Here is a 14,034-nt window from a genome sequence, read left to right as displayed (position 1 = left end):
TAACTAAAATCATTAACGGCGACTATTTACTGTTGAATTCCCACATGAAATGCTGCAATAAACATCGCATATTAACTTCCTACCGGAGCGCCGATTAAATGCCTGATAATAGATTAGAAACAAACGGCGACGACCTAATGCTCGGCTTGGCTGCTGATATTGTAACGGCATACGTAAGCAACAATACAGTCGAGTCTGAAAAGCTGCCGGAAGTTATCAAGACAGTGTATTCCACACTATATTCGCTGAACGATGCAGATGCTGGCCCGGACCAGTCTCTGACACCTGCCGTACCGGTGAAAAAATCGTTCAGTAACGACTATATCATCTGCCTTGAAGACGGTAAAAAGCTCAAGATGCTCAAGCGCTACCTGCGCACACGCTATAATCTGAGCCCTGAGGAGTACCGCGCCAAATGGGGACTGCCCGCCGACTACCCCATGGTTGCACCCTCATACGCTGCAAAACGCTCTGCATTCGCGAAAAAGATTGGCCTTGGTAAAAAACGCTAAGCTACAATCATCGCGAAAACCGAAACATTCAAAACTTGAAAAATCTCACCTAACTCAAACGATGAAGCCTCGGCCTTTTTTTGCTGCCGCCTCGTCCTGTTTGGCCATCATGAACTTGAGCTTCCTGACAGCCACCGCTTCGAGCTCTTTCTGGCTGGCACGCCGATCACCGACAATACTGACCTCAAAGCCAGTATCTTCGCAGATAGCACAAACCTTCACCGAATTGCCGACGGGGATAAATTCAATAATGATACGTGTGGGGACTGGCATGGCCAGTATCTCCGCCTAGCCGACTTTACGTTTGAGGCTAAGGCGCGACCAAACATCACCCAGCGCTTCCACAAGTCCATCCATGACATTGTCATCATGCAGCGGGCCTGGCGTAAACCGCAGACGTTCGGTGCCGCGGGGCACAGTCGGGTAATTGATGGGCTGAACGTAAATGCCATATTCGTTGAGAAGAAGGTCCGACACGTCCTTGCACAGAACGGGATCGCCTACAAACACAGGGACGATGTGGCTTTCCGAGTCCATGACAGGAATATTGGCAGCGCGCAGACGCGCCTTCAGCTTCGCCGCACGTTCCTGATGGGCGATGCGCTCATCATTGCTGCCCTTGAGGTGGCGGATACTGGCAAGGGCACCGGCCGCCAGCACAGGGCTGAGCGCGGTCGTAAAGATAAAGCCGGAAGCATAGCTCCTGACCACATCTACAAGGGCTTTTGATGAAGTGATGTAGCCGCCCATCACACCAAATGCCTTACCGAGCGTCCCCTCAACGATTGTCAAGCGGTGCGCAACGCCATCGCGCTCCGAAACACCACCGCCGCGCTTGCCGTAAAGGCCGACCGCATGCACTTCGTCAAGGTAGGTCATGGCACCGTATTTATCCGCCAGGTCACAGATCGCCCCAATCGGCGCAATATCACCGTCCATGGAATACACAGATTCAAAGGCGATGATCTTCGGCGCCTTCGGATCGGCGGCCTTCAGCAGCTCTTCAAGGTGTTCAAGGTCGTTGTGGCGGAAGATATGCTTCTGCGCACCAGAGTTGCGGATGCCCTGAATCATCGAAGCGTGGTTCATCGAGTCCGAGAATACAACGCAGCCGGGCAAAAGCTTTGCGATGGTGGAAAGCGTCGCTTCGTTGGAGATGTAACCAGAGGTGAACAGCAGCGCACTTTCCTTGCCGTGCAGTTCCGCCAACTCTTCTTCAAGAAGCACATGATAATGGTTATTGCCGGCGATATTGCGGGTACCGCCTGCGCCAGCCCCTGTTTCATCAAGCGCAGCGTGCATTGCCTCAAGCACCTTGGGGTGCTGGCCCATGCCGAGATAATCGTTTGAGCACCAGACGGTGATGGCGCGGGCGTTGTCACCCGCGTCGTGCCGCAAGGCACGGGGAAAGTTGCCGCGCTCGCGCGAGATATCCGCAAATACACGGTACCGGCCTTCAGCCTTCACCGCTTCAATCGCGTCAGCAAAGATCTTTTCGTAATCCATCGGGCATTCCGTCTTCTGTGCAACACTTCGGAGTTTACCGGTGCGCGCCTTGTAACGCAATCACCTAAGGCACGTCTACCTGCGAAATTGTCGCACTCAGAAATCGACTCTGCCAATGACTTAAGTCAAATGACGGAAGATTTAAAGACCGAAGTGCAATTTATCCGACCAGTAACGCTCCAGATTACGCAGGTTTTTGCGCAGATTCTTCAGTTCGTCATGGCTAACAAGATCATCCTGCATCAGCTCTTCAAGGTGTTGCATATAAAGATCGTCAATCATTTTACGTATTTCATAGCCCTTATCAGTTAAGGAAATACGCACAGCACGACGATCATAGTCGGAACGTTCGTGCCTGAGATACCCCATTTCAACCAGTTTCTTGAGGTTATAGGACACGTTCGATCCCTGGTAATACCCACGGGTCTTCAACTCACCCGCGGTCATCTCATGTTCGCCGATATTATGCAGAAGCAGAGCCTGCACCGGATTGAGGTCGTTGCGTCCGATATGCTCCAGATGGTTCTTGAGTACGTCAAGCAGCCGCCTGTGCAGGCGCTCAACCAGCGACAGTATGTCTAGAAAGAGAAATTTTGGGTCGTTAAAGTCGTAGCCGGTCATGTTCTTTCGCCCGATTTAGGTTAGATTTTCATCGAATCTTCGAGAAAACACTGTGTTCGATAAGATTTAACGCAATGTTAATAATAAAATTAGCGCTAAATTATCACAATACGCCCTATGATCACTCACAGTTATTCAGGTCTTGCGGCCCGGTGTCGCGGCGCCTATGACGGGAGGTGACAGGCAGCACGTTAGCACATAAAGTAGCTGCCAGATTTCACCCTCTGTGATAAGCCTGAAGGACAAGCCATGACAGCACGTTTTCCTGCCACCCGCATGCGGCGCCCTCGCGCGCACGACTGGTCCCGCCGCATGGTGCGCGAAAATGCTGTCACGGCGAATGACCTGATCTGGCCGATCTTCATCCGTGAAGGCAAAGGCGAAGTGGAAGCTGTCGCAAGCATGCCCGGCGTAAACCGGCTATCGGTCGACAAGGCTGTCGAAGCCGCAAAAGAAGCCCGTAGCCTTGGCATCCCGTGTATTGCCCTCTTCCCCAACACCCCTGCAGGCCTGCGCTGTGACCGCGGTGACGAAGCGCTGAACGCCGATAACCTGATCAACACCGCCATGCGGGCGATCAAGAATGCCGTGCCCGAGGTAGGACTGTTGGCGGACGTGGCTCTGGACCCCTACACAAGCCACGGACAAGACGGCCTTGTAGAAGACGGGCGCATCCTCAACGATGAAACCGTGGGCATGCTGGTCCAGCAGGCGGTCGTGCAGGCCGAAGCAGGCGCCGACATCATCGCTCCCTCGGACATGATGGACGGCCGTATTGGCGCCATCCGGGATGAACTTGACAAAGCGGGCTTTGCCCATGTGCAGGTCATGGCCTATAGCGCCAAATATGCCTCCGGCTTTTATGGCCCGTTCCGCGACGCGGTGGGTTCAACCGGCGTACTGAAGGGCGACAAAAAAACCTACCAGATGGACCCGGCCAACCGGCTTGAAGCGATCCGTGAAGTTGAACTGGACATTCATGAAGGTGCTGACAGCGTGATGATCAAGCCGGGTATGCCTTACCTTGATATCATCCGTGAAGTGAAAGACCGTTTTGGTGTGCCAACCTACGCCTATCAGGTGTCAGGCGAATACGCCATGCTGACCGCCGCTGCACAAAACGGCTGGCTGGACCGGGATACCGTGATCATGGAAGCCCTGCTGTCGTTCAAACGGGCTGGTGCGGATGGTGTGCTGACCTATTTTGCGCCCGAGGCAGCGAGACTGTTGCAGGGCTAGCGCATTACTGTTTCGCAGCCGCTTCGTCGAGCGGCTGTTCGTCGTCGTCTCCCGGGACAGGGAATTCCACCATCATGTAGGCCATGTCCGTCCGTGCACTGCCAACCTGCCAGCGCACACCAAACTGATCCGGCTCATAATAAACCGGCAAAATGTCGCCGCTATCCTTGCGGGCACGGCAGACACGGCTGATATCGCGCAGCACGCCATCGCCAAACCCGCGGAAGCTCTGGTCCATCAACGATGTCCCATCCACCCATTCGAGGTCGGCCGTTTCGTTACATGTCGCGCGCAGGCCAATCCACATTTTTTGCTGCCGCAGTTTCGGGAATTTCATGATGAGGAAATAATGGGTGCTGATGTCACGCACAACGGCGAGACGACCTTCCCTGCCCTCATAGCGGTATCCCTTGACCATGCGGCGAGCGTGTTCCCAAGTGTGCGGCGGTTTGCCGACAAAATCGAAAACCTGATAGTAGCTGCCGGTCTCTTCATTGAGATACACGTCACCGATGGGGCGCGCGATGGCCGTGCCGGTATCATCAACGCCTTGCATCATCATCGTGACCGCGACCATCATGCTTGCAAGAACCGACATAAACCCTCCATCATCTTCTCAAGGCCCTAGCCTACAGAAAGGCTATTAAAAACGAAAGAGCCTGTATCAAAGATGAACAGGCTCGTTTTCTGGATGAATTAGCGATCTTCTTTCGGTGGTCGGGCCAGCGACTTCACCACGCCGCGCAGTGTATAGACTTCCTGTTTGGAAAAACTGGCATTCTGGATCAGGTTTCGCAAGGTGCGGCGCATCGGCGCGCGGCGGTCTTCGGAACGGAAAAAACCGCGCTTATCCAGCTCTGTCTCCAGATGCTCCATCAGGCCAATCAGCTCTTCCTTTGACGCCACACCTTCAGGGTGAGACGGTTGATATGCGGGTGTACCGTCCGCAAGGTGATAAAACTCATAAGCCACCAAAACCACCGCCTGCGCCAGGTTGAGGCTGGCAAACTTCGGGTTTACCGGCACGGTCAGGATGGTATCCGCCAGCACAACGTCATCATTGGTCAGGCCCGAGCGCTCAGGCCCGAACAGGATGCCCGCCGTGCGGCCCTCGCCAAACGCGGTGTGCATTTGCTTTGCGGCCTCTCGCGGCGTGGCCACCGGTTTGGGCATGTCACGGTCCCGCACGGTGGAGGCGTAGACGTGGGCAAGGTCTGCCACCGCATCTTCAACCGTACCGAACACGCGTGCGCGTTCAAGCACGATATCGGCGTCCGCGGCCGCGGGGCCGGCCGCCGGGTTGGGCCAGCCGTCACGCGGGGCCACAAGCCGCATGTCGGTGAGGCCGAAATTGAGCATGGCGCGTGCCGCCTTGCCAATATTCTCGCCAAGCTGCGGCCGTACGAGGATGATAGCAGGTTGTTTGTTCTCACTCATCAGTGGGCCTTGCGCCATGTGGTCAGGCCCGCGCTATCCTCAAGCACAATGCCCACCGCGGCGAGTTCATCGCGGATACGGTCGGATGCGGCAAAATCCTTGTTTTTGCGCGCCTCCAGTCGCTCGGCAATCCTGGCTTCAATCTCAGCCGCCGTGATGCCCGCAGGTGCGTCGCCCTGAAACCATACCGAAGCGCCAACGGACAGAAAACCCATGAACTGGGCCCCGGCCTTGAGTTTTGGGGCGCCCTCAGGTGTCGCCAGCGCATCAAGCGCCGCAATGGCCTTGGGCGTGTTGAGATCATCCTTGAGCGCGGCAATCACTGTTTCCGGCACATGGGCAGACGCCACAACACCGTCCGTCAGGCGGTACCAGCGGTCCAGCCGCCGCTTCTGCTCGCGCATGCTTTCCACCGAAAAGTCCACCGGCTGGCGGTAATGCGCGGCCAAGAGGCTCATGCGGATAGCTTCGCCCGGATGCTCGGCGATCAGGTCATGCACCGTATGGAAGTTGCCCAGCGACTTGGACATCTTCTCGCCGTTCACCGTCAGGTAGCCGTTATGCATCCAGTAATTCACAAAAGTTTTGCCGTGGGTGCATTCGCTTTGCGCGATCTCGTTTTCATGGTGCGGAAAGATAAGGTCCTGCCCACCCGCGTGAATGTCGATCGTCTCGCCCAGATGCTTTTCAATCATGCAGGAACATTCAAGGTGCCAGCCAGGTCGGCCACGGCCCCAGGGGCTGTTCCAGCCCACCTGCTCCTCAGACGAAGGTTTCCACAGCACAAAGTCCGCCGGGTCGCGCTTGAGGGGGGCCACTTCAACTCGGGCACCCGCCACCAGCTCATCCCGGCTATGGCGCGACAGGCGGCCATAGTTTTCCATCGACGGCACGCTGAACATCACATGGCCTTCTGCCGCGTAAGCGTGGCCGCGCTCAATCAAGGTCTGCATCATGCGGATCATCTCGGGGATGTGTTCCGTCGCCTTGGGCTGGATCGTCGGCGTCAGCGCACCAAGCGTGGCCATGTCTTCTTCATAGGCCTTGGCATACCGCTTGCTGATCGCCTTGATCGACACACCCTCATCCAGCGCGCGGTTCATGATCTTGTCGTCAATGTCGGTGAAATTGCGCGCGTAGGTCACATGGTCCGCGCCGTATTCATGGCGCAACAGGCGGAACAAGGTGTCAAACACCACAACCGGGCGCGCGTTACCAATGTGCGCATAGTCCCACACCGTGGGTCCGCACACATAAAGGCGTACATTCTTGTCGTTTATGGGCGCGAACGTCTGCTTTTCGCGCGCAAGCGTGTTGTAGAGATAGATATCACTCATGCCGCCCCCTTACGCGCTTTTGCCCTCAAGCCGCGCCAACACTTTCTCGCGGCCAATCAGCGGCAAGAGCGCGCCCATGTCCGGCCCGTGATTCTGGCCAGTCAGCGCTTGCCGCAGCGGCATAAAGAGCGCACGGCCTTTAACGCCCGTCGCTTCCTTGATCGCATTTGTCCACGCGCCCCAAGTCTCCGTGCTCAGTTCACCTTCAGGAAGCAAGTCCCGTGTTTTGGCGATATGGTCAGCGTCTTCGATCACAGGGGTGACCGGGCCATTCACAATCGCCAGCCATTCGCCCACATCCGCCAGCTTGTTGAGGTTTGGCTGCACCGTGGCCCAGAAAGCCTCATCCACGCCGTCAAGCTTGTGCTTGATGGCGTCATAGGGCGTCATGTGCAGAATTTTGGCGTTGAGTGTATCAAGGTCCGCCGGGTCCAGCTTCGCGGTTGAACGGCCAAACTTGCCGAAATCAAAACCATCAATGAGCGGCTGAACTTCGGCAAAGGGTTCAATCGGCTCGGATGTCCCCACGCGCGCCAGCAGGCTGACAATCGCCATCGGTTCAACACCCGCCTCGTCACGGTATTCCTCAATCGACATGGCACCATGGCGCTTGGACAGCCCCTCGCCGCCCTTGCCGGTCAGAAGGGCGAAATGCGCCATCTCTGGTGCCTTGCCGCCAACAGCTTCGAATATCTGTACCTGCACCGCCGAGTTGGTCACATGATCTTCGCCGCGCACAATGTGCGTGATGCCATAGTCCACGTCATCCACAACGCTGGGCAGCGTATAAAGGTAGGAACCATCTTCGCGGATCAGGATCGGGTCGCTGAGCGCCTCAAGATCGATGGACACATCGCCGCGAATAAGGTCGGTCCATTCCACCCGTGCCGGTGTTGCCAGCTTGAAACGCCAATGCGGCTTGCGGCCCTCGGCCTCAAGTTTCGCTTTCTCGTCGTCCGTCAGCTTCAGCGCGGACCGGTCATACACCGGCGGCTTGCCGCGACCCATCTGGATCTTGCGTTTCATGTCCAGCTCTTCGGCGGTCTCGTAACAGGCGTAAAGCCGCCCTTCAGTCTTCAGTTTCTCAACCACGGCGTCATAACGCGCGAAGCGTTCGCTCTGGCGGAAGGTCTCGTCCCACTCAAGGCCAAGCCATGTGAGGTCCGCCTTGATCGCTTCTTCATTCTCGACCGTCGACCGCTCACGGTCGGTGTCGTCGATACGCAGGACAAAGGTGCCACCCTGCTGCCGCGCAAACAGCCAGTTCACGAGGGCTGCGCGAATATTCCCCACATGCAGTTTGCCGGTGGGCGACGGGGCGAAACGAACCTTAACAGTCATGATTTTATCCAGTTAGCTTAGCTAAGTAATTACTATATATTGTGTTTTCGCGCACTGCGGAAACCATTGGTGATAGGATAGCGCCTATCACGGCCAAAATTCTTGCGGGTGATCTTCACGCCGGGCGCTGCCTGTCGCCGCTTGTATTCGGCGATGTATAACAGGTGCTCGATGCGGGCAACATCGGAAAATTCGTGCCCGCGCGCCACAACCTCGGCCACCGACATCTCCTCATCGACCAGACACCTGAGCATATCATCCAGCTTGTCATAGGGTGGCAGGCTGTCTTCGTCTTTCTGCTCTTCCCTCAGTTCGGCAGTCGGCGGTTTGGTGATAATATTTTCGGGGATAACTTCACCGCCCGGCCCCAGTGCGCCAGCAGGCACATGGGCGTTGCGCCAGTGCGACAGCGCAAACACATCGGCCTTATAGACATCCTTCAGCGCATTATACCCACCGCACATGTCGCCATAAAGCGTGGCGTAGCCCACCGACACTTCGGACTTGTTGCCGGTGGTTAGCACCATGGCGCCAAATTTGTTGGAGACCGACATGAGGATAAGGCCGCGCAGGCGCGACTGGATGTTCTCTTCCGTGGTATCCGGCTTGGTGCCCTCAAAAATCGGCCCCAGCATCTCGCCAAACGCCTCAACACCTGGCTTGATGGTGATGGTGTCATACCGGCAACCGAGCGCCTTTGCGCATTTTTCCGCGTCCGTCACGCTTTCGCCGGAGGTGTAGCGCGACGGCATCATCACACAGTGCACCTTGTCAGGCCCCAATGCGTCCACCGCCACAGCGGCTGAAAGCGCGCTGTCGATCCCGCCCGAGAGACCAAGCACCACACCGGGAAAACGGTTCTTGGTGACATAATCCTTCAAGCCCAGCACCATGGCCTGATACATGCTTTCCATTTGGCCCGGCATATAACCCGCGTGCGAGGTCTCGCACCTCAGGCCTGCACCAACGCCTGTACCTGCGCCCTGCCATACGGTCAGCAGTTCAGCCTCGCGCCAGGCATCCATCTGCACCGGGACATTGCCGTCCGGGTTCATCACAAAACTGGCACCATCAAACACCAGTTCGTCCTGCCCGCAAATCTCGTTACAAAACACCAGCGCAAGCCCGGTTTCATCAACGCGGTTGCGCGCATGCACCTGCCGCTCGGGGTGTTTATCAAGTTCAAACGGGCTGCAGGTCGGCACCAGCAATATTTCGGCCCCTTGCGCCTTCAGCACGCCTGCCACACCGGGGAACCACATGTCCTCGCATATCAGCACACCAAGCTTGTGGCCGCGGAAGTCGATGACCTCCGGTGCGCTGCCCGGCACAAACACGCGTTTTTCGTCAAACACGCCGTAGTTCGGTAGTTCCTGCTTATAGCGCACGGCCTTCACCGCGCCGTCTTCCAGCAGGAAAATGGCATTATGCAGCGCCTTGCCCGCATACCACGGCGCGCCCACAATCAGCCCCGGCTTGCCCGCACCCCTGGTGACAGCCGCGAGGTCTTCCAGCACCTCGCCCGCCATGCGCACAAAAAATGGCTTCAGTACAAGATCCTCAAGCGGATAGCCGGTCAGCGACAACTCGGGCGTCAACACAAGGTCGGCGCCCGCCTCCGCTGCACGGGCATAAGCCGCGCGGATACGCTCGGCATTCGCCTCGATCGCCCCCACGGTCGCATTCAGTTGCGCTATATATATGGATAAAGTCTCGCTCATGCCGCGCTTTTACCCTCAAAGGCCATGGCGAACAAGGGGAGATATGCGCGCAACTGCCGCCCCATCGTCATGCCCGCTTGGGGCCCTATGTGCTGCAGCCCCGCTTTTCCATTTGCAATGGCATTATATTGCGAATAGTGTTCCATGAACAAATATGATGTTAGCGACAGAGCCAATTTTATCATGAACAGACAGCCAATCACTCATGACGATCGCTCTTGGGATCCGACTTTCATCGTCATCGATGAAGACCAGAGCAGCAAAACCGGCAGCATGACCACCGACGATCCTGACGGGTTTGTCGCGTCCGTTATTGTCGGACAGCATGGCACCCTCACCATCGCCTCTGACGGCAGTTGGGTATATGAACAAACCGGCGATCTCAACTATCTCACATACGACCGGCACAGCGTTTATATAAACGGCATCTACGTTGAACCGACAACCGTGGCCATCGACTCCTTCAATGTTGCCACGGTCGGGAATGATACCGTGAACCTGAAGTTCTTGATTGCAGGGGAAAACGACGCACCCGAAACCGGCGATGCCGAGATTAGTTTCGACAGAAGCGACAGCTTTACCTTCAGCGCCAGCAATTTTCCTTTCGAGGATGTAGACAGCCTTGCCAAGCTGCGTGGCGTCCAGTCCATCCGCATCGACAGCCTGCCCGAGCAGGGCTCGCTCACCCTGAACGGCAATGCCGTGCACGCAGGCGACAAGATTGACGTCGCCGACCTTGGCGCATTGCGTTTCACCGCGCCCGATACCGATGGAACCACAAGCTTCACCTTCAGCGTGAAAGATGTCTTTGCCTGGTCCGAGGCAAGCGGCACCATGAATATTACCTACGTCAAGGCAAACAACGCCCCCTCCTCCCCGCAACTCGCGAGCGATGGTGTGGCGGAGAATGAGGCCGGTGCCTTTATCGGCACGCTCTCTGCCACGGATGTGGACGGCGATGCTGTCAGCTTCAGTGTATCCGACGAGCGGTTCCGCGTACAAGGCAACGAACTCTGGCTCGCGGACGGAGTTGCGCTTGACTATGAAACCGCGTCCGAACTCACCGCGCGCATCACCGCAACCGATAGCGTTGGCGCCACGAGTGTGCGCTTTCAAACCGTCCGCGTTCTCGACAAGGACGAAAGTGTTGCCCTGCCCGGCACCGACGGCAACGACACCCTTCGTGGCTCCGAGGATAACGACACGCTCACAGGCGGCATGGGCTCCGACACGCTGGTGGGGGGCGCAGGCAACGACACGCTCTTTGCCGGTAGCGCGGGTGAAGATGACGACGACAGCGCACCCAACCAACTGTGGGCCGGGCTCGGCAATGACGAGGCCACCGGTTCCGGCGGTGACGACCTCATCGGCGGCCATGACGGCGACGATGTGCTCAACGGCATGGGCGGCGACGACACGCTCTATGGCGCAGGCAGCAATGACACGCTTTCAGGCGGCGCGGGCGACGACCTCATTTATAACGGCGCGGGTGACGACAGTGTCACGGGCGGCACGGGCGACGATACCCTGTGGGGCGGCGCGGGCGACGATACACTCGCGGGCGGTGACGGGGCGGACAGTTTTGTCTTCGCAAACGACCATGGCACCGACGTGATCACCGACTTCAACGCCGAGCAAGACAGCCTCGACCTCAGTTTGATCGCAGATATTGACCACTTCTCCGACCTTAGGGCGGAAGACAGCACTTCGGGCGGCGAGGCTGGTGTGCTACTGCATACCTCGGAAAGCACAAGCATCTTCATCATCGGGCTCACGAGCGGGGACGCGGAAGCGGCGACAATTGTGAACTGACCCGCGTTCGGCCGGCCAATACACAGGATGTAAAAAGGACACAGCAGCCAGACCGCCGTGCCCTTTTGCCCGACGGCGCTAGAAGTGGCGGGGCCATAGTGGGGCACGGATCCCGCCTTTGCCTGCCGCGCTTTTGCCGCCTATAAGCCCTTGTCATCTGCTCAGTTACATTAATACGATATAAAGTTACCTCGCCCGCACCGGCAATTGGCAATAGCCGGTAATGTTTCTTGTCGAGTTTGTATCACCTTCAAGTTAGTGTTATGAAGTGATTAATGGCTTTCTCGTGGGATTGGCACAGCCCGTCATGGCCCCGTTTTGACGCTGGAAGTTTTAATTTGCCTCGAATGTGTCTCTTCAGGTGCATCACTATTGCAACAAACTGCTGATACACGGTCTAAAATCGGCTAGAACTGGATTGGGGAATATCGTGGCAGCTTTCACCGGCACCAGCGGCGCTGACAATTTCGTATTTGCAAGCGGCTGGAACGACGACACCATCACCGACTTCAACGTGGACGAGGATGTCCTCGACCTCAGAGGTTCGGGGCTGACGTATTCCGACCTCACGATCGAGCAGTCGGATACAGATACAACCGTCACTGACGGTGACGGCAATGTCCTCACCCTTGAAGACGTAGCGCCTTTCGACATGCTCAATGTCAATTTCATTGGCGACGATTTCGCCACTTTCTTTGTGCCCGATACCAACAATGGCGAGAGCGCCATGCCGACAACAGGCGCCCGACCGGAGACCGTATCCGAAGGTATCAGCATTACCTCAAGCGGCACGATCTCGGGTGGCGACGCCACCTTCTTCCTTCATACGACAGCAAGTTCGCAGTCTGCCGTGCTGATTGACGGAAGTGACTTGAACGTATCTTACGAAGACGATGTCTGGATCGGTGGCTGGGCCGATGCTGATTATATAGAAGGCACCTATTACGGCTTTGGCATTTCCAGCGCGGGCAATGAGTTAACTGTCGCGGGCGAGATGGTTGTTGTCGCAGGTTACCGGACTGGCATCGGCATTATCACAGACGGCGGCAACACCATCAATCATCAGGGCGACATGACAGTGATTGCGGCCGAGCGAGCCTGGGGTGTGACCATGGCTGGCTCACAGGTTGCCAATACCGGCACAATGACTATCTGGGCCGGAGATAGTGGCCGTGCCTATGGCATTAATAACAGCTCGGGGATCGTCGACATCGACAATGGTGGCACAATCACTGCGTCAGGTGGTTCGGCCTCTTTTGGCATTCGCGCAGCGTCCCGCGGCGGCACCATCTCTAATAGCGGCCAGATCACGGCTGAGGTCGGCATTTATGCCGAAATTGATCTCGGTGCGCTAACCATCACGAACTCCGGCACCGTCACGGGGTCGGCATATGCAATTCAGGGAAGCGGAGACGTTGGCATCACGGTCAACAACACCGGCACACTTGATGGAGCGGTCAGCTTCGGCGCGGGCGATGACGTACTCACAGGCGGTGGCCTTGTTACGGGCACCATCGATGGCGGCGCGGGCGATGACGCGCTCGCGGGCGGTAGTGGCGATGACACCCTTGCTGGCGGCGCGGGCGCTGACACGATGGAGGGCGGTGCGGGCCAGGACCTGCTTGACTATACCGCCTCCTCCGCGGGCGTAATGGCAGACCTTAGCCGTGGACGTGCGCGCGCGGGAGATGCCGAAGGTGACCGCTTCTCGGGCATGGAAGATGTGGCAGGCACTGCCTTCAATGACACCCTCATCGGTGACGCAGGCGACAACCGCCTGATGGGTGGGGACGGCTTTGACCTGCTCGCGGGTGACGCCGGAGCGGATTACCTGCATGGCGGTGGTGGCCACGACCGGGTGAATTATGGCGCATCGGCGACCGCCGTGAATGTCGACCTTGACGCAGGCCGCGGGTATGCGGGCGATGCGGCAGGTGATGTGCTGATCCGGATCGAGGAAGTGGTGGGCTCCGCCTTTGATGACACCCTCACCGGCAGCACAGGCGGAAATAAGTTCTGGGCCGGGGACGGCGATGATCTTGTGACAGCGGAAGATGGCAACGACGTGCTTTATGGCGAAGCCGGTAACGATACGCTCGACGGCGGTGATGGCCGCGACATCCTGCTGGGTGGCAGCGGCGATGACAGCCTCACCGGTAACCTTGGCAATGATATTATCGAGACCGGCGCGGGGGCTGATACCCTGCTCTATGCGGACGGCCACGGCGGTGATTTCATCACCGATTTCAACGCCGATGAAGACACGCTCGACCTGACGGCCCTCACTGGCATCGACAGCTTTGCCGACCTCTCGGCCGAGAATGCCAGCATGCGCGGCCAGTCCGGCGTGCTCTTGCATACCTCAGGCATTGACTTCATCTTTGTCGCGGGTGTCAGCATCAGCGAGATTGAAGGTGCGACCACCATTAGTTAGCTTTAGCAAAACGAACTTGGTGCGCCGGAAGCAATCCTGCCCACCGGAGCAGCAGGCCCCAAAATAACAAAGGC

The 14,034-nt window shown here is 57.4% G+C and carries 12 protein-coding genes; 4 read left to right on the top strand and 8 right to left on the bottom strand.

Annotation, left to right across the window (positions count from 1 at the left end; translation table 11 throughout):
- Nucleotides 1-98 precede the first annotated feature (98 nt).
- Complete coding sequence (locus OEU85_RS10960) at nucleotides 99-512, top strand: MucR family transcriptional regulator (protein WP_262691522.1); 414 nt, start codon at nucleotides 99-101, stop codon at nucleotides 510-512.
- 54 nt (nucleotides 513-566) lie between these two features.
- Here OEU85_RS10960 and OEU85_RS10955 read toward each other — a convergent pair whose 3' ends face one another.
- The 3 genes from OEU85_RS10955 to OEU85_RS10945 all read right to left on the bottom strand — a co-directional run bounded on the left by OEU85_RS10955 (nucleotide 567) and on the right by OEU85_RS10945 (nucleotide 2,639).
- Nucleotides 567-785, bottom strand: coding sequence for a DUF6898 family protein (locus tag OEU85_RS10955; protein ID WP_262691521.1), 219 nt, complete (start codon nucleotides 783-785; stop codon nucleotides 567-569).
- A 15-nt stretch (nucleotides 786-800) separates the two neighbouring features.
- Entirely contained in the window at nucleotides 801-2,018 is a 1,218-nt protein-coding gene (gene hemA, locus OEU85_RS10950) for a 5-aminolevulinate synthase (RefSeq protein ID WP_262691520.1), read from the bottom strand.
- Nucleotides 2,019-2,159: 141 nt separating this feature from the next.
- Nucleotides 2,160-2,639: a MarR family winged helix-turn-helix transcriptional regulator gene (locus OEU85_RS10945; protein WP_262691519.1), complete on the bottom strand. Its 480-nt coding sequence runs from the start codon at nucleotides 2,637-2,639 to the stop codon at nucleotides 2,160-2,162.
- Between the two features lie 249 nt (nucleotides 2,640-2,888).
- Here OEU85_RS10945 and hemB point away from each other — a divergent pair, with 249 nt between their 5' ends.
- Nucleotides 2,889-3,878, top strand: a complete 990-nt coding sequence (gene hemB, locus OEU85_RS10940; RefSeq protein ID WP_262691518.1) for a porphobilinogen synthase — start codon at nucleotides 2,889-2,891, stop codon at nucleotides 3,876-3,878.
- Between the two features lie 4 nt (nucleotides 3,879-3,882).
- On the opposite strand, the gene OEU85_RS10935 is transcribed toward hemB, so the two are convergent.
- From OEU85_RS10935 to OEU85_RS10915, 5 genes are all read right to left on the bottom strand, one after another.
- Nucleotides 3,883-4,476 (bottom strand): C-type lectin domain-containing protein, encoded by a 594-nt coding sequence (locus tag OEU85_RS10935; protein ID WP_262691517.1) that lies wholly within the window; start codon nucleotides 4,474-4,476, stop codon nucleotides 3,883-3,885.
- Between the two features lie 98 nt (nucleotides 4,477-4,574).
- Nucleotides 4,575-5,315, bottom strand: a complete 741-nt coding sequence (locus OEU85_RS10930; protein WP_262691516.1) for an RNA methyltransferase — start codon at nucleotides 5,313-5,315, stop codon at nucleotides 4,575-4,577.
- The gene (gene cysS / locus OEU85_RS10925) at nucleotides 5,315-6,652 is read right to left on the bottom strand and encodes a cysteine--tRNA ligase (protein WP_262691515.1); all 1,338 of its coding nucleotides are present in this window, start codon (nucleotides 6,650-6,652) and stop codon (nucleotides 5,315-5,317) included. Before cysS ends, OEU85_RS10930 begins: the two co-directional genes overlap by 1 nt.
- A gap of 9 nt (nucleotides 6,653-6,661) precedes the next feature.
- A complete protein-coding gene (gene gltX, locus OEU85_RS10920; RefSeq protein WP_262691514.1) occupies nucleotides 6,662-7,993 on the bottom strand; it encodes a glutamate--tRNA ligase in 1,332 nt (443 codons plus the stop codon).
- A gap of 32 nt (nucleotides 7,994-8,025) precedes the next feature.
- Nucleotides 8,026-9,714, bottom strand: coding sequence for an NAD+ synthase (locus OEU85_RS10915; protein ID WP_262691513.1), 1,689 nt, complete (start codon nucleotides 9,712-9,714; stop codon nucleotides 8,026-8,028).
- 183 nt (nucleotides 9,715-9,897) lie between these two features.
- Here OEU85_RS10915 and OEU85_RS10910 point away from each other — a divergent pair, with 183 nt between their 5' ends.
- A complete protein-coding gene (locus OEU85_RS10910) occupies nucleotides 9,898-11,526 on the top strand; it encodes a VCBS domain-containing protein (protein WP_262691512.1) in 1,629 nt (542 codons plus the stop codon).
- A gap of 430 nt (nucleotides 11,527-11,956) precedes the next feature.
- A complete protein-coding gene (locus tag OEU85_RS10905; RefSeq protein WP_262691511.1) occupies nucleotides 11,957-13,960 on the top strand; it encodes a calcium-binding protein in 2,004 nt (667 codons plus the stop codon).
- Nucleotides 13,961-14,034: the final 74 nt, after the last annotated feature.

This window comes from Kordiimonas aestuarii (genome assembly GCF_025574465.1).
Lineage (GTDB): Bacteria > Pseudomonadota > Alphaproteobacteria > Sphingomonadales > Kordiimonadaceae > Kordiimonas > Kordiimonas aestuarii.
Note: the sequence above shows the minus strand (reverse complement) of the source record. Positions and strands in the feature narration are given on the sequence as shown.

Coding starts and splice junctions, on each gene's coding strand:
- OEU85_RS10935 (WP_262691517.1), bottom strand. CDS start 4,476: ATGTCGGTTCTTGCAAGCATGATGGTCGCGGTCACGATGATGATGCAA.
- OEU85_RS10960 (WP_262691522.1), top strand. CDS start 99: ATGCCTGATAATAGATTAGAAACAAACGGCGACGACCTAATGCTCGGC.
- hemA (WP_262691520.1), bottom strand. CDS start 2,018: ATGGATTACGAAAAGATCTTTGCTGACGCGATTGAAGCGGTGAAGGCT.
- hemB (WP_262691518.1), top strand. CDS start 2,889: ATGACAGCACGTTTTCCTGCCACCCGCATGCGGCGCCCTCGCGCGCAC.
- OEU85_RS10930 (WP_262691516.1), bottom strand. CDS start 5,315: ATGAGTGAGAACAAACAACCTGCTATCATCCTCGTACGGCCGCAGCTT.
- OEU85_RS10955 (WP_262691521.1), bottom strand. CDS start 785: ATGCCAGTCCCCACACGTATCATTATTGAATTTATCCCCGTCGGCAAT.
- OEU85_RS10910 (WP_262691512.1), top strand. CDS start 9,898: ATGAACAGACAGCCAATCACTCATGACGATCGCTCTTGGGATCCGACT.
- OEU85_RS10915 (WP_262691513.1), bottom strand. CDS start 9,714: ATGAGCGAGACTTTATCCATATATATAGCGCAACTGAATGCGACCGTG.
- OEU85_RS10945 (WP_262691519.1), bottom strand. CDS start 2,639: ATGACCGGCTACGACTTTAACGACCCAAAATTTCTCTTTCTAGACATA.
- gltX (WP_262691514.1), bottom strand. CDS start 7,993: ATGACTGTTAAGGTTCGTTTCGCCCCGTCGCCCACCGGCAAACTGCAT.
- cysS (WP_262691515.1), bottom strand. CDS start 6,652: ATGAGTGATATCTATCTCTACAACACGCTTGCGCGCGAAAAGCAGACG.